A 19,198-nucleotide genomic window follows, 5' to 3' on the forward strand; every position below is an offset into this window, starting at 1 on the left:
GCTCCGCAGCCCCTGCCCCCGTATGACGTGCGGCCGACCCGCCCCACTCGCCGACCGACAAGGAGACCTCCGCCGCCATGCCAGACACTCCGCCCCCTCCGCAGACTCCGCCCGCGGACGACGCACTGACCGTGGCCGTCTGCACGGTCGGACGCCCGGCACTCACCCGCGCCCTTTCCATGATCGTCGCCGGGGACACCAGCACCATCCACGAGATCATCGTCGTCGACAACACGGCGGGGACGCTGGACCGGGCCCACGTCCACGACGCCTGTGCCCCCGTGCACGCTCGGATCCTGAACGGCAGCGGACCCGCCTCCGTTGGACGCAACCTCGCGTTGTCCCACGCACAGACCGACGTCGTCCTGTTCCTCGACGACGACTGTCTGCCGGATCCCGCGTGGGCCAAAGAGATGGCCCACTACATGGCGAGCAACCCCGGCCTCGCCGCCGCCTTCGGAAAGGTCGTCCCGGTGCCCGTCCCCGGATGGGAGCTGCGCACCGCCTACCTTCCCCGCCTGGGTGAGAACGCCTGGGGCGTCGTGCAGGGCGAGGACGGTGAGCGATGGTGCCCTGCCGTCTCTGCCCCGAGCTGGACCCCGGGCCCCGTGCGGGGCGAGCCGACCGTCCCCTGGTGCGTCGTCGGCTCGTCCAACAACCTGGCACTGCGTCGTAGCCGGTTGCCCGAAGGCCGCCCCGCCTTCCTCCCGCACCTCGGCCCGGGCACCGGCGCCGGATCTGGCGAGGACACCGAACTGGGCTACCTGCTGATGCGTGAGGGCCGGGGCGTCGCCTACGCCCCGTGGGCCCAGGTGCAGCACGACTCGTGGATGAGCCCGGCCTCGACCGAACCGGCGCACCGCGGCTACATCCGGGGCAACGTCGAGGCTCTCGGCCATCACGCCGTCCGCGGCGACCAGCACGCCGCGGGGCTGCTGGCCGCCTACCTCGGTCACTTCCGCGCCGACAACGGCTTCGGGCTGACCGAGTTCGGTGAGGTCCTGGAGTGGGCGTACGGATCCTTCACCGGTGGTTCCCCCCGCGCACCCCTGCGCAAGTCCGATCTGAGCTGACAGCCGTCCCGAGGAATGGAGGACATACGCGATGACCGACCACATCCCGGCACTGCGCTGGGGCGTCCTCGGCGCGGCCCGCATCGCCGAACACTTCACGCTGCCCGCCATGGCCGCCTCCCCGCGAGCCACCGTCCGGGCCATCGCCTCCCGCCGCCCGGAGGCCGCGCAGCGCCTCGCCAGCCCGGCACGCGCCTACACCTCCTACCAGGCGCTGCTCGACGACCCCGCGGTCGACGCGGTCTACATCGCGCTGCCCAACGCCCTGCACGAGCCCTGGACCCTCGCCGCGCTGGACGCGGGCAAGCACGTGCTGTGCGAGAAACCCATGGCCACGACTGTCGAGGAGGTCCAACGGATCGCGGCCGCGGCGCGCGAGGCGGACCGGACCGTCGCGGAAGCCTTCATGTATCGCACGCACCCCCAGTTCGCAGCATTGCTCCAGGGCCTGCGTGACGGCGCTGTCGGCGAGGTCCACAGTGTCGAGGCCGCGCTGTCCTTCACCCTGGACGATCCGGACGATATCCGCAGGACCGCCGGCCTGGGAGGCGGTTCCCTCCTGGACCTCGGCTGCTACTTGGTCGACGCCGCCAACCAGGTCTACGGACACGGACCGCACGACGGCGGGGGAACGGTCCACCGGGACGACAACGGCGTGATCGTGCACACGGCAGGGGCCCTGGACTACGGCCGCGGCGCGACGGCGTCCTTCAGCACCAGCTTCCTGCTGCCCTGGTACGAGTCCCGGCTGACCGTGCGCGGCGACAAGGGAAGTCTCGTCCTGGACCACTGCTTCAACCCCGGCACCGGCGACGGCCGGCTGGTGCGGACGAGCGCGACGGGAGAGCGGTACGAATCCGTCCACCCGGGCCTCGACATGTACGCGGCGATGCTCGACCACTTCGCCCGTGCCGTCGCCGGCCGCCCGCACGTCCTGCCCTCGCTGGAGAACTCGGCCCAGGTACAGGAAGCCCTGACGCTGCTCGGCGGACCCGCCTGAACCTGCGGACCGCCACCGGCCCCCACCCCTCCCCACCCATGCCCCACGACGCCAGGAGAAGGACCATGCGAGCCGACGACCGGCTGCTCGACATTCCCGTGCACCCCTTCGACATGACCCAGCGCCGCCGCGACAACCAGGAACTGAACATCCGTGAGTACCGCGAGGGTGCCACGGTCCTGCGCAGCAGGCCCCTCGCGCTATTCGTCGAACTGACCCAGAACTGCAATCTGCGCTGCCCCATGTGCCGCTTCGGTGAGAAGTACGACCCCGCCCTCAACATGGACGAGGAAGTCTTCGACCGGCTCGCCGAGGAACTCTTCCCCGACGCTCACCTCGTGGACGTGCGCGGCTGGGGCGAGAGCACCATGCTGGCGGGGTTCGGCGACCTGGTGCTGCGCGCACTCGAACACCGCGTACGCGTAAGGGTCGTGACCAACGGTCAGATCAACCGACCCGCCGTGTGGGACACCCTCATGCGCGGGCACGGCATCGTCACCGTCTCCTGCGACGCCGCGTCCCCCGAGCTCTTCGACAAGCTCCGGGCCGGCGGCACCCTGGACCGCCTCGAACGCACCTGTACGTCGCTGGTGGCGGCCCGTGACCGGTACGGCGTCCCTCGTGACCACGTCAACTTCAACGTCGTGTCCAGCATGGACAACCTCGACGAGCTCCCCGACATCGTGCGCTTGGCGGCCCGCCTCGACATCTCCCCGGTCGTCATTCACCCTCTCGTCGCCCACCTCGACGACCCCTCCCACCTGCGCCAAGACCTGGGCCGCACCCAGGAGGCATATGTGCGGGCCGCCGAGGCCGGACGCGCCCACGGAGTTGTCGTGCAGCTCGGTGCGGCTCCCGACCCGTCCCTCGCGCTCCCGGAGATGGTCCGGACACCGGCGTGCATGCATCCCTGGAGCTACGCCTATGTCCGCTACGACGGAGCTGTCGGATTCTGCGACCACCTCATCGGCAGCGACGAGTACACCCTCGGCTCCCTGAAGGACAACACGTTCGAGGAGATCTGGAACGGGGAGAAGTGGCAGGCTCTGCGTCGCGCGCATCTCAGCGGACACATCCCCGATGCGTTCGCCCCGTGCCGCTACACCTACGCCCAGCGCTACACCGACTTCGAATACCTCGTCCACCCGGATCGGGCTGCGGGGATCGTGTCCAGTGCCACGCACGATGACATCGTCCGCAGCCGCGACCCCCAGCTGGTCCCGGCCGTCCCGTTCGCCGGCGGCGACACCGACCCCGCAGGCCAGGTACTGGTCCCCACCAGGATGCTCTCGGACAGCCTGCGCGCCCTCGACAAGTCATGACGGTCAGCCGCACCACCCGGCCAGCCGACGGGACGGACCTCGCATGCGCCGACCCCGCCTGAGCACGGCCGGCGGGCCTGATCTGCGCTCCCCGGCCCGGCTCCTGCTGTGGCTGGCAGGGCAGCAGGCACGCACCATCACCGCAGCCTGCCTGTTCGGCATCGCATGGATGCTCGCGCAGGCCGGCCTACCCGTCCTGGTCGGCCGGCAGGTCGACGATCTCTTCGCCACATCCGGCGCCACCACGCGCACCGCCCTCATCGGCTGCGGGCCCCTGACCGGGCTCGCCCTGGCCCTCCACGCCTGCGGCGCGCTGCGCAACCGCTTCTCGGAGAGCAGTGCCCGCACGGCGAACAGCCGGGTCATGCTCCTGGTAGCAAGACACAGCGCCCAAGGCCGCAGGCACGCGGCACAGGACAACGGCACCGGCATGGCCGGCGTCGCCGTAGGAGACATCGCGCCCATCGGTGATTTCCTGCGCATCGCGGCGCGCGCCGCCGGAGCCCTCGTCGCCTTCGCCGCGGTCTCGTTCCTGCTCCTGGCCACGACACCGCTGCTCGGCGCTCTTATCCTCCTCGTGACGCCCGCGCTCGTCCTGGGCATCCGCCCCGTCATGCGCCCGCTGTCGCGAGGGCAGCAGGCACTGCGCACAACCGTCGACGACCTGAGCATCTCCGCCGTCGACGCCGTCCACGGGCTCCGCGTGCTCCGGGGCACCGGCGGCGAGGACCACTTCCTGAGCCGCTACCGGCGCCATTCGCAGCGAGCCCGCACCATCGCCGTACGGCTGAGCCGCACAGAGACCATCGTCGACTCCGCCAATGTGCTGCTCCCCGGCCTGTTCGGGCTGCTCACCCTGGGAATCGCCGCACGCCTTGCCCTGGACGGTGCGATGAGCCCCGGCACCCTGCTGACGCTCGCGGGCCTGACGGCGTTCCTCGTCGTACCCCTACAGACCGCGGCGGAGTTCTACGACAAGGCGGCCAAGGCTCTCGTCGCCGCCGACCGACTGATCGCGATCCTGGCCCTGGCCACGGGCGGAGGGGGCACCCGAGACCTCCCCCTGGCGACGGTGTCGGAACCCGAACTCCACCACCCCGCCCACGGGATCACGGTCCCACGCGGCTCGCTCGTGGTCCTCTCCGTCCACGACGCGGCCCTCGCCCCCCGGCTGGCCGATGAGCTGGCTGGATACCACCCCAGCGGTACGCAACTGCGCGGCATCCCCCTGGACCGGCTCGACCCCGCGTACCTGCACCGCACCGTCGTGCTCACCACCCCGCTCTCCGGCCTCTTCGCCGGCACGCTGCGCGACATGCTGGACCCGCACGCGCACCACGACGATCAGGACATCACCGAGGCCCTCGCGGCCGTCAGCGCCACCGACCTGCTGCGCACGCTCCCCGACGGTCTCGCCTCGTGGGTCGGCGGGCGCGGGCACACCCTGTCCGGCGGACAGCGCCAGCGGCTCCTGGTCGCGAGATCCCTCATCGCCGATCCCGAGGTGCTGATCCTCCTGGACCCCACCCAGGCCGTCGACGCGCACACGGAGATGCGGATGGCCCAGGGGCTGGCCGCCCACCGGCGCGGGCGCACCACCGTCGTCGTCACCGACAGCCCGGCTTTCGCCACGTTCGCCGACATCACCCGAACGGTCACCGGCATCCCCGCCACCACTGGCGCGAGCGGCGCGGCGGGCGGGAGCGGAAGGGCGGGCGAGACACCGGCGTGAACGTCACTCTTCCCGTCGCCGACCAGCGCGGCATCGCTCAATACCTGCGCGCGGTAGGCCGCGACAGACGGCGCCCGCTGAGCGCCGTCCTCATGATCCACGCACTGTCGGTCGTCGCCGGGCTCGGGGTCGGACCCATCATGGGACATCTGGTGGCCGCGGCCGTCGCGCACGACACCGACACCGCCGTCGCGCCCGTCGTCGCCCTCGGCACGCTCCTCCTTCTCCTCCAGACCCTGCTCACCCGGCAGGCGCGGTTACGAGCCCGCGCACTGGGCGAGGACCTCCTAGCCGAACTGCGCGAGGAAGCCATGTCCCGGGCCGTCGCTCTACCCACCGCGGCCATCGAGGGCGCGGGCGTCGGAGATCTGCTGACGCGCACCACCCGAGACATCACCACCCTGTCCAAGAATCTTCGGTTCACCCTTTTCGAGCTCGTCAGTTCCCTGCTCACCGTGGTGATCACCGTCGTCGCCCTGGCCGTGCTCCAGCCCTTGTACCTGGTGCCGTGCCTGCTTTCTTTGGCGCTCGCAGGGACACTCTGCCGCTGGTACCTTCGACGCGCCCCGGAGTGGTACCTGGCCGAGGCACGTGCCTACGCCCGGCTCAGCGAGGGCCTGATCGAAACGAGTTCGCACCCCCGCACCGTGGAGTCCCTCGATCTGGCCGCGGTGCGCGAGCGACGCACGGCCGAGGACATCGACCGCTGGTTCCGGGCCGGTGTGCGCACTCTCAATCTGCGCACAGTATGGCTGCCCACGCTGGGGATGGTGTGCCTGCTCCCCCTGCCCGCCGTGCTGGTCACCGGCTTCGTCCTGCACCAGCACGGGGCTGCCACGGTCGGCGCCGTCACCGCGGCGGCCGTCTACGCCCAGCAGTTCGCGGAACCCGTCAACCGTGTTTCCTACTACGTCGACGACCTGCACCTCGCTCACACGGCACTCGTCCGACTGCTCGGCATCCCGGTTCCCCCGGAGCAGCCCCCGCAGCCCCCGCATGTTCCCCGGCGCCCCGCGCTCACCGCCCGCGGGCTGACCTTCTCCCACGACGGTCGGCACACCGTCGTGCACGACGTACACCTGCACGTGCCGCCCGCGGAGAACCTGGCCCTCGTGGGGCCGAGCGGCGCGGGCAAGACGACCCTCGCCACACTGCTCGCCGGATTGCGCGAACCGCAGAGCGGCTCCGTCCGACTCGACGACGTACGCCTGGACTCCCTGCCGAGCGCGACGGTGCGTAACCTCGTCACCGTCGTCGAACAGCACCAGCACGTCTTCGCCGGAACTCTGCGCGACAACGTGGCACTGGCCCGGCCGGAGACCCGGGACGACGAACTTCGAGACGCCCTGCACGCGGTCGGCGCCAGCTCCTGGCTCGCCGCTCTGCCCCATGGTCTCGCAACTCGGGTCGGCGCGGGCGGAGCCACTCTCGACGCCCGGCAGGCCCAGCAGATCGCACTGGCCCGCGTCCTGATCGCCGCGCCGCCCATCGTCGTCCTCGACGAGGCAACCTCCGACCTGGATCGGACCATGGCCGCCACACTGGAGCGCCTCCTCGCGGACAGGCTGGGCGACTCCACGCTCATCACCGTCGCGCACCGCCTGCACACCGCTCGGGCCGCCGATCGGATCGCCGTTCTCCAGGAAGGCCGCATCACGGAGTTGGGCGACCACCACACCCTCCTCGCGCAGGGTGGCGAGTACGCCCGCCTCTGGCACTCCCACCACGGGTCCGCCGCGCACCGCCCGACCCCGCGCACCACCGCGCCCAGCATCGACAAGAAGGGTGACCGAAAGCCATGAGGATCGCCGTATTCGGGGCTGGTTACATCGGCCTGGTAACCGCAGCCTGCTTCGCGGAACTGGGACACAGCGTTGCCGTGTGCGACATCCGTGCCGAGGCCGTCGCGGCCCTGCGCGCCGGTCGCACGCCGCTGTACGAACCCGGTCTTGACACGCTCCTCACCCACAACGCCGACCGGCTGACCTTCACCGTCGACGCGGGAGAGGCGGTCCGAGGGGCCGAGGTGGCCTACATCTGCGTAGACACCCCGCCCACGGCGGCTGGGGACGCGGACCTCAGCCGGGTCTTCGCCGTGGTCCATTCCCTGCGGGACGCCACCCACCTGACCGCGGTCGTCGTCAAAAGCACCGTTCCGGTCGGCACCGGGGCCCGGGTGCGCGCCGCCCTCGATCGAGCCGGGCTACGACACGTCGGATACGCCTCCAACCCCGAGTTCACCGCAGAGGGCACCGCCGTCTCCGACTTCCTCCGTCCCGACCGCATCGTCATCGGCGCCTGGGACGAACAGTCCGCCTCCTGCGTCACCGACCTGCACAAGGACATCCCCAGCACGGTGGTCACCCTCGACGTGGAGTCCGCTGAGATGGTCAAACTCACCGCGAACGCCTTCCTCGCCACGAAGATCTCCTTCGCGAACGAGATCGCCGCCATCTGCGACCTGGTCGGTGCAGACGTCGTCGACGTCACCCGCGCCGTCGGCCTCGACCCACGCATCGGTCGCCATTTTTTGCGAGCCGGCATCGGTTGGGGCGGCTCGTGCTTCCCTAAGGACACCCTGGCACTGAAGCAGATGGCACGGAACGCCGGACACTCCCCGCACCTCCTGGATGCCGTGATCGAGGTCAACGAGCTCCAACACCGCCGGCCGATCATCCGCCTCCGTGCCGCCCTGGGCGGACTCGACGGGGCCCGAATTGCCTTGCTGGGCACGACCTTCAAACCCGGTACCGACGACATGCGCCAGGCTCCCAGCACGGTGCTGGCCGCCCGCCTGCTTGCGGAAGGGGCCGAGGTGCGCTGCTGGGACCCGCTGGCGAATCTGCCCGACACCACCCCTTGGCGCCACGTGAGCCGGTTTCCGAGCCCCGCCCAGGCGTTGGCGCAGGCCGACGCCGCCCTCGTCGTCACCGAATGGCCCGAATTGCTGGAGGTCGACTGGCCTGCCGTGCGCCCGACCATGCGCACTCCCGTCATCCTGGACGGACGGAACCTGCTCGACCCGTCCGGCATGGAGGACGCCGGCTACCGGTATATGGGAGTGGGACGCGGCCTGCTCACGCAGCGACCGCCTGTCCCGGGACAGGCCGCCACGCGCCACGATGCCTCAGAAGGAGAACCGTTCGCCCATGCTTGAGGAACCCCTCCCCGGCGGCTACGTCAACGGCGCAGTGCTCGTCGAGGGGACCGTCCGGAAAAGCTCCACCGCCCGGTCTCCGTACGTGCGTCGGCTCCTGGGCCTCTTCGAGGAGCACAACTGGCCGGGCGCGCCCCGGCACCTGGGTAGCGACACGCAGGGGCGCGAAGTGCTGGAATACGTGGCCGGGTACGTCCCCTTGGAAGGAGGCGATCCGGCGGTCCGCACCGACGATGCCCTGCGCGAGGTGTGCGCGCTGGTGCGCCGCGCACACGACTTCACCGAGGGGCATCCGCTGGCCGAGGGCGGCGAGGTGGTCTGCCACAACGATCTCTCGCCCCGCAACACTGTGTACCGGCGGGACGGGACGCTGCTGGAGCCGGTGGCTCTCATCGACTGGGACCTGGCCTCTCCCGGCCTGCGTATTCACGACGTGGCCCACCTGTGCTGGCAGTTTCTCGATCTCGGCCCCGCAACGGACGCCGCGTGGGCCGCTGGCCGACTGCGCCTGGTGTCCGACGCCTACGGGCTCACTGTCGACGACCGGGGACGTCTTGTCCCTACGGTCCTGTGGTGGCAGGAACGCACTACCAACGGCATTCGGGCGGGCGCCCGTGGCGGCGACCCCGCCCTGCGAGACCTCGTCCGCGCGGGCGTTCCGGACCAGATCCACGCCGCTCAGACGTGGGTGGCCGAGCGGCGCCAGGCACTTGAAGCCGACCTGTGAGGACCCGTAGAGGAGCCTGACGGGTAGAAGCCCAGGTCAGGCGCCTCCATTTTGCACCCCTAGAAGAAGCCGAGCTCAACTCCATCCAGTACCGGAAGGTAGTGGCGACGGCCGCGCGGGTCAGCGCGGTCAGGCTTGCGAGGGAATGGTGATGAAGAACTGAGAGGTGCGAAACCGTGAGCACCGACAACATCCAGGGCCAAGCAGCATGGGTAGGTTCGAGATCAGAGCGCCTTCGGTAGTTGCTGGGTGGAGCAGTGAGCTCTTTCAGCGTTGCCGTTCCAGGTGGAGGACGGCTGTGGCGATTGATGTCATTCGATTCGGGCTGCATCGTGCCTTGCGGAAGATCTTCCGGGTCTTCAGGCGGGCCAGGCCGCGCTCGACGGCTGCCCGAGCCCGCGACAGCGCTCGATTGACGGTTTTCTGGGTCGGTGTCAGCTCGCCTCCGGGTGGCCGACGTCGCGGGGTGGTCACCCACGAACTCGCTCCGATGTAGGCGCAGTCGGCCAGGACCGGAGTGCCGATTCGGCGCTCTGCACCAGCTTGTACGCGCGCAGCGAGCCGCATGAGCAGGCATCCTGCGGGCAGTCACCGAAGGTGATCATGGGACGCCGCGTGGACGCCGGGCCCAACCATGGTGGCGTCCACGCGGTCTCCGGCCGAAGATCGGCAGTTCACCGTTCGCTCGACACCCCGTACGCCCTCGTCGACTTGCTGAAAGCGGTGTCGGAACGAGAAGCAGTTCCGACTCGGACTTGATCCTGATGGCATTTCGCTCCGCCGTGGGCGTGGAGTGACCTGAATTAATCTACGCAGCCCTGATCGATCTAGCCTCTGCGCCTCAGGCGGCCCACCAAAACCTCCCTGTAGGGCTCCGGGCTGACCGCCGAGGTCCTGTGCAACGGTTGGGTGCACACTGGCGACCTCGGCAGGATCGACAACGCGGATACCTAGTTCATGGTTCGAAGGCCGGTCCCATCCGGGCGGAGCATGCGCGCGGACCTGTTCGCGCGTCCGACCAGCATCCTCACGGCGTACAGAGCGAAGCGTCAGGGGCGGGCGCCGAAAGAGCCTCTCGGATTGGTCTAGTCCTTACTTGGTGCAGACCATTGACATGCCTCTGCTCGCAGGGCTATTCCGTAGGCATCTCCCGCGCGTCACAGTTGAGCTGACGCCGCCTCACCTCTTGGATGGCCATGAGACGTATGCGCTCCCTCCGTGCCAGTGTCGCAGCGGCGGCAACCGCAGTGGCCGCTCTGGGCCTCACCGCCGTGGCCGGCGCCCCGGCCCAGGCCGCGACCCCGCTCCCCGCCCACGTCTTCGCCCCGTACTTCGAGTCGTGGACAGGCCAGAGCCCCGCCGACCTCAGCGCCCAGTCCGGGGCCAAGCACCTCACGATGGCGTTCCTCCAGACCGCCACCAAGGGATCCTGCACCGCCTACTGGAACGGCGACACCTCGCTGCCCGTCGCCGCGTCGTCCTTCGGCGCCGACATCAAGACGATCCAGGGGCGGGGCGGGGACGTCATCCCGTCCTTCGGCGGGTTCACGGCGGACACCACCGGAACCGAGATCGCCGACAGCTGCACGGACGTCGACCAGATCGCCGCCGTCTACGAGAAGGTCGTCTCGACCTACGACATCCCCCGCCTCGACATGGACATCGAGGTGGACTCCCTGGACAACACCGCCGGCATCGACCGACGGAACAAGGCGATCAAGAAGGTCCAGGACTGGGCCGCCGCGAGCGGCCGCAAGCTGGAGATCTCATACACGCTGCCGACGACGACCGGCGGCCCGGCGTCGAGCGGACTCGCCGTGCTCAAGAACGCGGTGGCCAACGGCGCGCGGATCGATGTCGTCAACCTCATGACGTTCGACTACTACGACAACGCCACCCACAACATGGCGCAGGACACCAAGACCGCCGCCCAGGGTCTGTACAACCAGCTCGCAAAGCTCTATCCCACCAAGACCGCGGCTCAGCTCTGGGGCATGATCGGCGTCACCGAGATGCCCGGCGTCGACGACTTCGGCCCGGCCGAGACGTTCACGCTCGCCAACGCCAAGGACGTGTACGACTGGGCGAACAGCAAGGGGATCAACCTGATCTCCTTCTGGGCGCTCCAGCGCGACAACGGCAGCTGCCCCGGTGGCGCCGCCGGCGACACTTGCTCCGGCATCGAGCAGAACACCTGGGACTTCTCCCACGTGTTCGCGCCCTTCACCAGTGGCACGACCGCGCCGAGCGACGACTTCTCACTGACCGCGGCCCCGGCGTCGGGCACGGTCAAGGCCGGCGCCTCCACGACCTCGACGGTGCGGACCTCGGTCACCGCGGGCAGCGCCCAGACGGTGAAGCTCACAGTCAGCGGCGCACCCGCCGGTGTCACCGCCACCCTGAGCCCCGCGTCGGTGACGGCCGGCGGCACCTCGACGCTCACCGTCACGACGACCGCGGCGGCCGTCAACGGCACGTACCAACTCGTGGTCGGCGGCGCGGGTACGGCGGCGGCGCACTCGACGACGTACACGCTGACCGTCACCGGGGGCAGCGGCAACCAGTGCACGGCGGCGCCGTGGGCCTCCGGCACGGTCTACACGGGTGGCCAGCAGGTCTCGTACAAGGGGCACACCTGGAAGGCCAAGTGGTGGACGACGGGCGAGGAGCCCGGCACCACCGGGGAGTGGGGTGTCTGGCAGGACCTCGGCGCCTGCTGAGCCCCGCGCCGCACTGGGGACGCCCGCCAAGACCCCGGGGGGCGGTGTGGCCGACAACAGCGTCACACGGGCCTTAACGAACCTCATCCGATCGCTTGGGACTGTTTGGTGACATTGGTACCGCGCTCAAGGGAGAGGCGTTCAAGCGGAGGCAGCCGCGGCCACCTCCGCACGTGAGCACCAACCGCAAGGAGGAACGAACATGGCTCTCTCCCGCGCCACCGTCGCGGTCACCGCCCCACTCGCTTTCGCCGCCGCGGGAACGGGAACAGCCCTCGCGTCCGGTGCCCCATCGGACACGGCCGGGGCCGCGCAGGCGTGCCAGCCGGGCACTTTGAAGGCGACGACAACGCACCTCGGTTCCGAGCAGGCGGGCATGAACCACGCCGGGACGTTCCTGAAGGTGACCAATACCGGCGACACCACCTGCACGCTGTCCGGCTACGCGGGAATCGTCCTCGAAGGCAGCGGTCACACCGCCCTGTCGACGCACCCGGACCACGGCAACACCTATTTCGCCCAGGACCCGGGAAGCCTCGCCGTGGCCCTGCAGGCCGACGACTCGGCCTACGCCGACCTGGTGTGGACGCACACCGGAGCCGACACTGCCGCAGCGCGCTACCTGCAGATATCGCCTACGGGCGGAAACGCGCACAGCGTCGTCCCGTTCAAGCAGGACGTCGACCACGGCCGTCTCTCGCTGACGGCGTGGAGCGACACCCCGCCCACCGTTTGATCCCGGTCACGGCAAGCGCTCTCGGACCCCGCTCGGCGAGTGGGGTCCCAGAGCGCTCGGCCGTTCGCACGTGGGCACATCGAGTTCCGGCGCGTACGCGCGAATCCGCGTGGGTGCATCCACGGGTCGGGTGTGGTCACAGGAAGTCGAGGGTGGTGTCGTGGCCGTCGAGGACCTTGGCCGGGTCCGTGCCGAGGACGCCGCCCAGCAAGGTCGCGTACACGTCTCGGAGGTCCGTCGTCGTCCGCAGGTCGTCGTCGGTGAGGTCGGTCAGGCTGGGCTGCGCACCGAAGAAGCCGCCCTTGACGGGCTCCCCCAGGATGAAGAGCGGACGAGTACGCAACAGGCGCGGCCGACAGCCTCGGACACCGGATGTCTCCAGGTCCGGCGTTCGACCGCCGCGGTTGCGGGCCGGTTGCGGCAGACATGCGGCAAAGCCCGTCAGAAGCCGCTCTTGAATGGGGCATGCCGACGGGACGGCTGGGTGCTTCCGTCGGCCATGCATGCTTCAGCGGGCCGCGCGCCTTGATCAGCGGCATGTGGTTCACGTCACCGCTGGGCAGCTTCTCGACGACGAGGCGGATGACGGTGCCCTCAATGATGGGCAGCGGGCCGTCGTGGTCGAGCCAGGCGGCCTGCCTGGTGAGCCAGGGGTGGAGCCGGTCCCAGGCTTGTGCGGTCGCGGTGCCGTAGTGGCGGGTGCCGGTGACCGTCACGGCTTGCTCCGGGCCCCAGGTGACGGCATCGCCGAAGACGAATTCGCCGCCGTGCTTGGGCGGTCGGCCCCCCTTCGGATCGTCGACGCGCTTCGGGGTCGGCCGGCGCATCACCCGGTCCGAGCGGAGCCGGCCCAGGATCTGGACGGGCAGGTCGGCCAGGAAGTGGGCGATGCGAGGTGCGTCATCTCCGGAGTCGAGAACGACCAGGATCTCCGGATCCCCTTCGTGCCACTGGCCTGCGACGATGAGACGTTCGACGACGTCACGAAGCTGGGCGATGGTGAGTGCGGCGACGTCGGCGCCCGGCGCAAGACGGACTGCGTCGAGGATCGCGGTCCAGGAAGTACTGCCCGTCTCCAGCGCGGCCACGAACGAGTACGGCCAGCCCGGCATCATCTGGTGCTTGGCCTCGCCGCGACCGTAGGTGTGGCAGAACGATGTGGCAGAACGAGCGGTCCGGGCCGGTCGCGGCATCGGGCCGCAGCCACGGCGAGACATCCACCGCCAGGACGAGCCGACCGCCAGCAGCCTTCGGAAGGGACAGCGAGGCCAGAGCCCGGCGCAGTCGTGCAACGTTGATCCGGCCTTGGTTCAATCCGCCGTATAGACCCCCGTGGCCACGTCGGTGTTCCGGCGCCAGTGCGAGGTCGACCAGAGTCCTGACCGGCCCATCCGTGCACAGCACGGAGTCCGCCAGCTCGAAAAGCGCGTCACCCCGCGTGGTCAGGCACGCGTACAACTCCGTCCGGAAGCATGACAGTTGCCCGATCATGTCCTGCGAGGCACTCGCACACGGCAGACTCATCCCCCACGGCCTTCCTGCTGAGCGGTGTATCTGTGACGGAGCACAGCATCAGCGGAAGGCCGTTCCCACGTGTCCTGAACTGGGCAAACCCCACTCACGTGTGAAACACGTTCGAGGCCGGACGATAAAGGACAAGCTCACAGAGTGTGCTTCCAGTTTCCGCGGGACAAGGTCGTCGCTCCGTCCGGGGTGATCTGTACCGTGGCGCCGTACAGTGGCAGCGCTCCCTCCCGGTTCAGCCGGTCCCGGATTCGCTCCAGCCGCGACCACAGCTGCTGCGGGCCGGCCTCTTGCACGGTCGGGGAGTTGAGGAACCCGTCCGTGCTGGCCCGTGCCCATGACCCGTCGGGGTGCAGCAGCCACACTGTGCGCACGCCGTCGGTTTCGGTTCTGCGGTACTCGATTCCGGGGCTCTGGAGTTCCATCATCGACATGACGTCCCATGCGTCGGGCGGGTACAGCAGCGGGTACCGGCTTACGAGCTGGCGGTCTCCGTCGCCGTTCTCGGCGTCCTTCCAGAGGCCGTCTGGGAGCTGGTCGTAGCCGGTGCCGTGCCGGGCTCGCATGAAGCCGGCGCGGTCCCACTCGATGCAGCCGTGGGCTCCGCCGTCGGGCGTCTTGTCGGCTGTGAGGATCAGGCCCGTGCCCGCGATCGTCGTCACCAGGCGGCCCTGCGGGCTCAGCGCCTGCAGCCATGAGGCCGGGATGGACGGGACGGACACCGTGGACACGATCCGGTCGACTTGGTCCGGCAGTTCGGGGCCGGTGATGTCGCACTGGAGGACCCGCGGCTTCATACCGAGCGTTGCGAGACGTGTGGTGGCGACGTCGACGAGGCGGGCGTCGATGTCGATGGACGTGACCTGGGCGCTGCCGAGCCGTGAGCAGGCGAGCGCGGTTCCGTAGCCGGTGCCCGTGGTCAGCAGGATCCGGCTGTCGTCGTCGATGGCGGCGTGCCGGTACATGCTCAGGATCAGGCTCGGCAGCGTCGACGACGAGGTCGGCGTGCCCGTTGTGAGGATGTCGCCCTCGGTTGCGTCGTCGGCGTGATGGTCGTCGACCTGTGTCACCAGCGTGCTGTCGCGGTATACGGCCGCCAGATGCGCCCGCGGACTTCCCTCGTCGGTGCGCAGGCGCCATCCGTCGCCGGCCTGTTCCCACCACTGCGGTACGAAGAGGTGACGGGGCGTCCGGCTGACGGCGAACCGCCACGCCGGATCGTGCCGGGCGACCGTGTTGGCCAGGGACCGCGCATTGGGTTCCCACAACATGTTGTTGCTCCTAGTCGTAGGCCGGATCGCAGGCCGGTGTGTTCGCCGGGCTGCAGTCGTTGGAGTCCGCGGGCGGGCACCCGGTCGCAGCGCGCGGGATGCTCGCCGCGATCTCCTTCCACATAGCCCCGCCGAACACGCCGGCGAGACCATCGTCGCGCGCATTGCCCGCGGGCAGGAACCGGCCGAGCACGCACGGCACCACGGTGCCGTCGCCCATGACCGCGGCCCGGGCGTCTGCGCACCGGCCGCACAGATCGGCCCGGCTCGGCTCATGGACCTCGGCGCGGCCGACGCTGCGCACGTGGTCCAGGTTCACCCTCGGCACCCCGAGCGCCACCAGTTCGTCGTGCGCCTGCGTGATCCGCTGCCCGTCGAAGACTCCGACGACGCCGACCTGCACCCGGATGTTCTTCGCCAGCGCGAGCACGATGTTCGCCCGGGTCGCCGTGTGGGAGCCCGGCCTGCCGGTCACCCGGTCGTGTTCCTCGGCGACGTCGCTGTAGTACGACGTGCCCAGCGAGACGCGCGGGTGCGTGAACCAGCGCCAGTGCATGTTCGAGACGGCGTAGAGGTTGGTGTACACCTGCACGTCCAGGCCGACGTGGAGAGCGTGATGCACGAGCTCCTCGAAGTCCGGGTGGAGTGTCGGCTCACCGCCTATGAACTGGACCTTCCGCACTCCGATCTCGGCAGCCTCACTGATCAGCGTCTTCCAGTCCGCGGTCGCCATGGACCCGTGGCCCTTCTTGGGGCCGGCCGTCGCGTAACACAGCTTCGGGCAGGTCAGCTGGCACTGGCCGGTGATCTCCAACTCCAGGAACGCCGGAACGCCCTGGACAGCCGGTGCTTGCGGGACGGTCGTCATCTTCGTCCTCCTGTCACTGATGGTGCAGGATCCGGCGCGGGCACCCACCCCGCACCAGCCGCCGAGCAGCCGGTAGCCGGGGGCGCCGAACAGGCCGGCCGTCGTCATCGCGTGCTCCGCAGTGCGACGCGTACGGTCTTGCCGCCGCCGGCGCGTAGCCACCATGACGGTGTCCCGCCCAGGCACTGGATCAGGAGCAGGCCCCGCCCACGCTCTTCGTCGTCGCCCACCGGTGCACGCTCCACGCTGAATCCGGGGAAGGCCGCCAGCGGGTCGGACACGTCGATGAGGAGCGTTCCGTCGCCGAGGAGCGCCATACGCACGACCATCAGGCCGTTGACGACACGGCCGTGGTTGAGCGCGTTGGTGGTCAGTTCGTTCGCGATGAGCGTCGCCTCGTCGTGCTCACCCGCCCAGCCCCACAGCGTCAGACGTCGCCGGACGTGGCCCCGTATGGCGGGCAGAAACTCGTAGACCATTGTGCTCTCTATGGACCACTCCCGAACGACGGGAGCGGGGGCGGTCGACGGCCCTGCCGTCTCGACCGCGGACTGATGCGCTGCTCTGGTGTGTGGTGAGTCCACGCCCACGGGGCACACCCTTCTGACTGACGGGGTTCCTTGAGCACTTCAGGCTGGCAACTGGAGCCCGACGGAGCTACCCACCACCCGACGCCGGAACAAGCTGTCCGGGTTGACGTCCCCCGCCGGACGGACGCCGGAACCACGCCAGAATGGTCAAGTGGGCGGCCATTAGGGCAAGTTGGTAGGTGTGGGATCTACCGTCGGGACTGCGATGTGCTGGCGGGCGGCGAGAGGGAGGCACCTGTGCTGTTCTTCCGGCTGGCGCTGGAAAGGCGCGGCATCAAGAGCCACGACGAGTTCATGCCTTCCTTCCGGGAGGCTGCAGCCCGCCTGCACCTGACCGGCGTGGATCCCGCCCCGAGAACCTTCGAGGGCTGGCTCTACGACGGGCGCCGCCCCCAGCGCGCCTACCGGCCCGTGCTCGTCGAAATGCTCGGCTACTCCATCGACGACCTTTGGACGGACGTCCCGGCCGGCACCGCGCCGGACTTCGTTCCCCTCGTCGGCACACCGCACATCGCACCCCGCGCCGAGACCGGCGCGGAGCTCCGCGACATGAGGAGGAGCGGCACCATGGCCGTCCGACGCGCCCGACAGTTCGTTCTCGACACCGACCGCGACCGCGTGGGCGAGAACACGATCCCCCTGCTGCACGCCGAGGTGGCCAGGCTCGTCACCGCCTACCCGCGCGTGCCCCTCTCCGAGATCTGGGACGAACTCCTCGACGCCCAGGACCAGGTCATCAGCACCCTGGAGACCGGCCGCCATAAGCCCTCGCAGCTACGCGACCTGAACTTCGCCGCCGCGATCCTCGGCTTCCTCGTCGCCAAGGGCCTCAACGACATGGAGGACCGAGAACAGGCCCGCACCATGAGCCTGCTCGCGGTGAGCTTCGCCCGCGACGCCGAACACACTGGGCTCCTTGGACTCGTCCACGGCCTGCAGTCCCTCATCGAGTACTGGGCCGACCGGCCGGGCGACGCCCTGTTCTACGCGCAGAAGGGCAGCGCGCTCACCGCCGACCTCCACGGCACGGTCGGGCTGTGGCTCCTCGGCCTGCAGGCCCGCGCGGCCGCGGTCCTCGGCGACGCCGCCACCGCCCAAGCTGCGAACCTGCAGGCCACCGAGCGCCGCGAGCACGTCGTCCCCGACGAACTCGACGAACTCGGCGGCCTGCTCACCTACTCCCCGGCCAAGCAGGGTTACTACACCGTCGAGACCGGCGCCCTCCTGGGGCAGGGCACTCCCGACCTGGCCCACCAGGCCGAGAGCGCCGTGCGCGCTTTCTCCGACCCGGCGGCCCCCGACTGGGCGTTCGGCGACCTCGCGGGCGCCCAGTGCAACCAGGCGCTGATCCTCCTCAACAGCGACGAACTCGACGGCGCCGCGGCCGCGATCCGCCCCGTCCTCGACCTGCCCCCGGCCTTCCGCAACAACGGCGTCATCGTCTCCGCACTACGCGTCCGACAGGCCCTCCTGGCCGGACCGGCCCGCACCGCCGTCACCACCCGCGGCCTTACCGAGGAGCTTGCGGCCTACCCGCCCCGACGGCCTGCTCTGCCCAGCGGGGCCCGGGGATAGGGTTCACGCATGTACCCGGTCGACCGAGCTGGCCCGCGCCTGCGCCTGCGCGAACTCCACCCCGACGACGTGGACGCGGTGTTCGCCGTCTACGGCAACGCACAAGCCACGGAACACATGTCGTTCGAACCACGCTCGCGCGAACAGGTCAGCCAGATCATCGACCGGGCCGTCCAGTCCGCCACGGCCGACCCCCGCTCCGAATACGCACTCGCCGTCGCCACACAGGACGACGGCGACGTGATCGGCTTCGCACGGCTCGCCCTCGACCCCCACCAGCCCCAGGGCGCCACCATCGGGTTCGCACTGCGCCCCGACACCTGGGGAGTCGGGCACGGCCTCGAAACCGTCCACCAGCTCCTCGCCTTCGGGTTCGACGACCTCGGCCTCCACCGCATCTGGGGTGCCCGCTCGCCCCTCAACACGGCGAGCGCCCGCACCCTCACCGCGGCGGGCCTGGTCGAGGAAGGCGTCATCCGCGAGCACGTCCGCAAGGGCGACACATGGCGAGACTCAGTCGTCCACGCCATCCTCGACCACGAATGGTCCAAGACACCGCGCACGAGCACCGCCTGACGCCGCGCGGCGCGAACAGGGCGGCTGCGCCGAGCGCGGCCGCTCCACCGCCGGAACGTCACTCCTGCTGGCGGCGCTGCCTGGCACTTCACGCCAGAACGCGTCAGCCGAACCGCTCTGCCTCACTCGTCGTGGTGGATGCGGGCGTGGCACGGTCCTTTGCCCTCCCGGAGACCGGGAGGCTGGGCGTATGCGCGGCCGCCGTCTCCTTCTCGTCCTGTCCCTCATGCTCGCTGTGGGAGCCACAGGGTGCGCCACCGTAGACGGGCGGGGACCCGACCTCCGCTCTCCTGCCGTGCACCGCCAGCTGGTGCCGGACGGCAGTCG

General features: G+C 69.9%; 15 protein-coding genes and 2 pseudogenes. 11 read left to right on the top strand and 6 right to left on the bottom strand.

The window, feature by feature from the left end; all coding sequences use genetic code 11:
* Positions 1-77: 77 nt before the first annotated feature.
* The 7 genes from ABT127_RS29675 to ABT127_RS29705 all read left to right on the top strand — a co-directional run bounded on the left by ABT127_RS29675 (position 78) and on the right by ABT127_RS29705 (position 9,011).
* Positions 78-1,073, top strand: a complete 996-nt coding sequence (locus tag ABT127_RS29675) for a glycosyltransferase family A protein (protein WP_351456488.1) — start codon at positions 78-80, stop codon at positions 1,071-1,073.
* 31 nt (positions 1,074-1,104) lie between these two features.
* Positions 1,105-2,073 carry a Gfo/Idh/MocA family oxidoreductase gene (locus ABT127_RS29680; protein WP_351456491.1) on the top strand — a complete coding sequence of 323 codons (969 nt, stop codon included), beginning with the start codon at positions 1,105-1,107 and terminating at the stop codon, positions 2,071-2,073.
* 65 nt (positions 2,074-2,138) lie between these two features.
* Positions 2,139-3,395: a radical SAM protein gene (locus tag ABT127_RS29685; protein ID WP_351456493.1), complete on the top strand. Its 1,257-nt coding sequence runs from the start codon at positions 2,139-2,141 to the stop codon at positions 3,393-3,395.
* 43 nt (positions 3,396-3,438) lie between these two features.
* Positions 3,439-5,127: an ABC transporter transmembrane domain-containing protein gene (locus ABT127_RS29690; RefSeq protein WP_351456496.1), complete on the top strand. Its 1,689-nt coding sequence runs from the start codon at positions 3,439-3,441 to the stop codon at positions 5,125-5,127.
* The gene (locus ABT127_RS29695; RefSeq protein ID WP_351456498.1) at positions 5,124-6,929 is read left to right on the top strand and encodes an ABC transporter ATP-binding protein; all 1,806 of its coding nucleotides are present in this window, start codon (positions 5,124-5,126) and stop codon (positions 6,927-6,929) included. Before ABT127_RS29690 ends, ABT127_RS29695 begins: the two co-directional genes overlap by 4 nt.
* The gene (locus ABT127_RS29700; RefSeq protein ID WP_351456500.1) at positions 6,926-8,284 is read left to right on the top strand and encodes a UDP-glucose dehydrogenase family protein; all 1,359 of its coding nucleotides are present in this window, start codon (positions 6,926-6,928) and stop codon (positions 8,282-8,284) included. The genes ABT127_RS29695 and ABT127_RS29700 overlap by 4 nt, the downstream gene beginning before the upstream one ends.
* On the top strand, positions 8,277-9,011 hold the full coding sequence (locus ABT127_RS29705; RefSeq protein ID WP_351456502.1) for a phosphotransferase: 735 nt from the start codon (positions 8,277-8,279) through the stop codon (positions 9,009-9,011). The genes ABT127_RS29700 and ABT127_RS29705 overlap by 8 nt, the downstream gene beginning before the upstream one ends.
* Positions 9,012-9,278: 267 nt before the next feature.
* Here the strand turns inward: ABT127_RS29705 and ABT127_RS29710 are convergent.
* A pseudogene (locus ABT127_RS29710) lies at positions 9,279-9,539 on the bottom strand (transposase family protein); the annotation flags it as partial.
* A gap of 668 nt (positions 9,540-10,207) precedes the next feature.
* On the opposite strand from ABT127_RS29710, the gene ABT127_RS29715 reads away from it, so the two are divergent.
* Positions 10,208-11,731, top strand: coding sequence for a chitinase (locus ABT127_RS29715; RefSeq protein ID WP_351456505.1), 1,524 nt, complete (start codon positions 10,208-10,210; stop codon positions 11,729-11,731).
* Positions 11,732-11,933: 202 nt separating this feature from the next.
* The gene (locus ABT127_RS29720) at positions 11,934-12,467 is read left to right on the top strand and encodes a DUF4232 domain-containing protein (RefSeq protein ID WP_351456507.1); all 534 of its coding nucleotides are present in this window, start codon (positions 11,934-11,936) and stop codon (positions 12,465-12,467) included.
* Positions 12,468-12,603: 136 nt separating this feature from the next.
* Here the strand turns inward: ABT127_RS29720 and ABT127_RS29725 are convergent, their stop codons facing one another.
* From ABT127_RS29725 to ABT127_RS29745, 5 genes and pseudogenes are all read right to left on the bottom strand, one after another.
* Positions 12,604-12,810, bottom strand: a complete 207-nt coding sequence (locus tag ABT127_RS29725; RefSeq protein WP_351456744.1) for a hypothetical protein — start codon at positions 12,808-12,810, stop codon at positions 12,604-12,606.
* A gap of 208 nt (positions 12,811-13,018) precedes the next feature.
* Positions 13,019-13,991 (bottom strand): annotated as a pseudogene (locus tag ABT127_RS29730) (transposase); the annotation flags it as partial.
* Positions 13,992-14,128: 137 nt separating this feature from the next.
* Complete coding sequence (locus ABT127_RS29735) at positions 14,129-15,262, bottom strand: methyltransferase domain-containing protein (RefSeq protein WP_351456509.1); 1,134 nt, start codon at positions 15,260-15,262, stop codon at positions 14,129-14,131.
* A 10-nt stretch (positions 15,263-15,272) separates the two neighbouring features.
* On the bottom strand, positions 15,273-16,238 hold the full coding sequence (locus ABT127_RS29740) for a radical SAM protein (RefSeq protein ID WP_351456511.1): 966 nt from the start codon (positions 16,236-16,238) through the stop codon (positions 15,273-15,275).
* On the bottom strand, positions 16,235-16,609 hold the full coding sequence (locus ABT127_RS29745) for an ATP-binding protein (protein ID WP_351456513.1): 375 nt from the start codon (positions 16,607-16,609) through the stop codon (positions 16,235-16,237). Before ABT127_RS29745 ends, ABT127_RS29740 begins: the two co-directional genes overlap by 4 nt.
* 348 nt (positions 16,610-16,957) lie before the next feature.
* Between ABT127_RS29745 and ABT127_RS29750 the strand changes: the two genes are divergently transcribed.
* Positions 16,958-18,295 (top strand): hypothetical protein, encoded by a 1,338-nt coding sequence (locus ABT127_RS29750; RefSeq protein WP_351456516.1) that lies wholly within the window; start codon positions 16,958-16,960, stop codon positions 18,293-18,295.
* A 9-nt stretch (positions 18,296-18,304) separates the two neighbouring features.
* Positions 18,305-18,871 carry a GNAT family N-acetyltransferase gene (locus ABT127_RS29755; RefSeq protein ID WP_351456518.1) on the top strand — a complete coding sequence of 189 codons (567 nt, stop codon included), beginning with the start codon at positions 18,305-18,307 and terminating at the stop codon, positions 18,869-18,871.
* The last annotated feature ends 327 nt before the right edge of the window (positions 18,872-19,198 follow it).

This window comes from Streptomyces sp. NPDC001904 (assembly GCF_040297005.1).
In the GTDB taxonomy this organism is placed as follows: domain Bacteria; phylum Actinomycetota; class Actinomycetes; order Streptomycetales; family Streptomycetaceae; genus Streptomyces.

Coding starts and splice junctions, on each gene's coding strand:
- ABT127_RS29675 (WP_351456488.1), top strand. CDS start 78: ATGCCAGACACTCCGCCCCCTCCGCAGACTCCGCCCGCGGACGACGCA.
- ABT127_RS29680 (WP_351456491.1), top strand. CDS start 1,105: ATGACCGACCACATCCCGGCACTGCGCTGGGGCGTCCTCGGCGCGGCC.
- ABT127_RS29685 (WP_351456493.1), top strand. CDS start 2,139: ATGCGAGCCGACGACCGGCTGCTCGACATTCCCGTGCACCCCTTCGAC.
- ABT127_RS29690 (WP_351456496.1), top strand. CDS start 3,439: ATGCGCCGACCCCGCCTGAGCACGGCCGGCGGGCCTGATCTGCGCTCC.
- ABT127_RS29700 (WP_351456500.1), top strand. CDS start 6,926: ATGAGGATCGCCGTATTCGGGGCTGGTTACATCGGCCTGGTAACCGCA.
- ABT127_RS29705 (WP_351456502.1), top strand. CDS start 8,277: ATGCTTGAGGAACCCCTCCCCGGCGGCTACGTCAACGGCGCAGTGCTC.
- ABT127_RS29715 (WP_351456505.1), top strand. CDS start 10,208: ATGAGACGTATGCGCTCCCTCCGTGCCAGTGTCGCAGCGGCGGCAACC.
- ABT127_RS29720 (WP_351456507.1), top strand. CDS start 11,934: ATGGCTCTCTCCCGCGCCACCGTCGCGGTCACCGCCCCACTCGCTTTC.
- ABT127_RS29735 (WP_351456509.1), bottom strand. CDS start 15,262: ATGTTGTGGGAACCCAATGCGCGGTCCCTGGCCAACACGGTCGCCCGG.
- ABT127_RS29740 (WP_351456511.1), bottom strand. CDS start 16,238: ATGACGACGGCCGGCCTGTTCGGCGCCCCCGGCTACCGGCTGCTCGGC.
- ABT127_RS29745 (WP_351456513.1), bottom strand. CDS start 16,609: ATGGTCTACGAGTTTCTGCCCGCCATACGGGGCCACGTCCGGCGACGT.
- ABT127_RS29755 (WP_351456518.1), top strand. CDS start 18,305: ATGTACCCGGTCGACCGAGCTGGCCCGCGCCTGCGCCTGCGCGAACTC.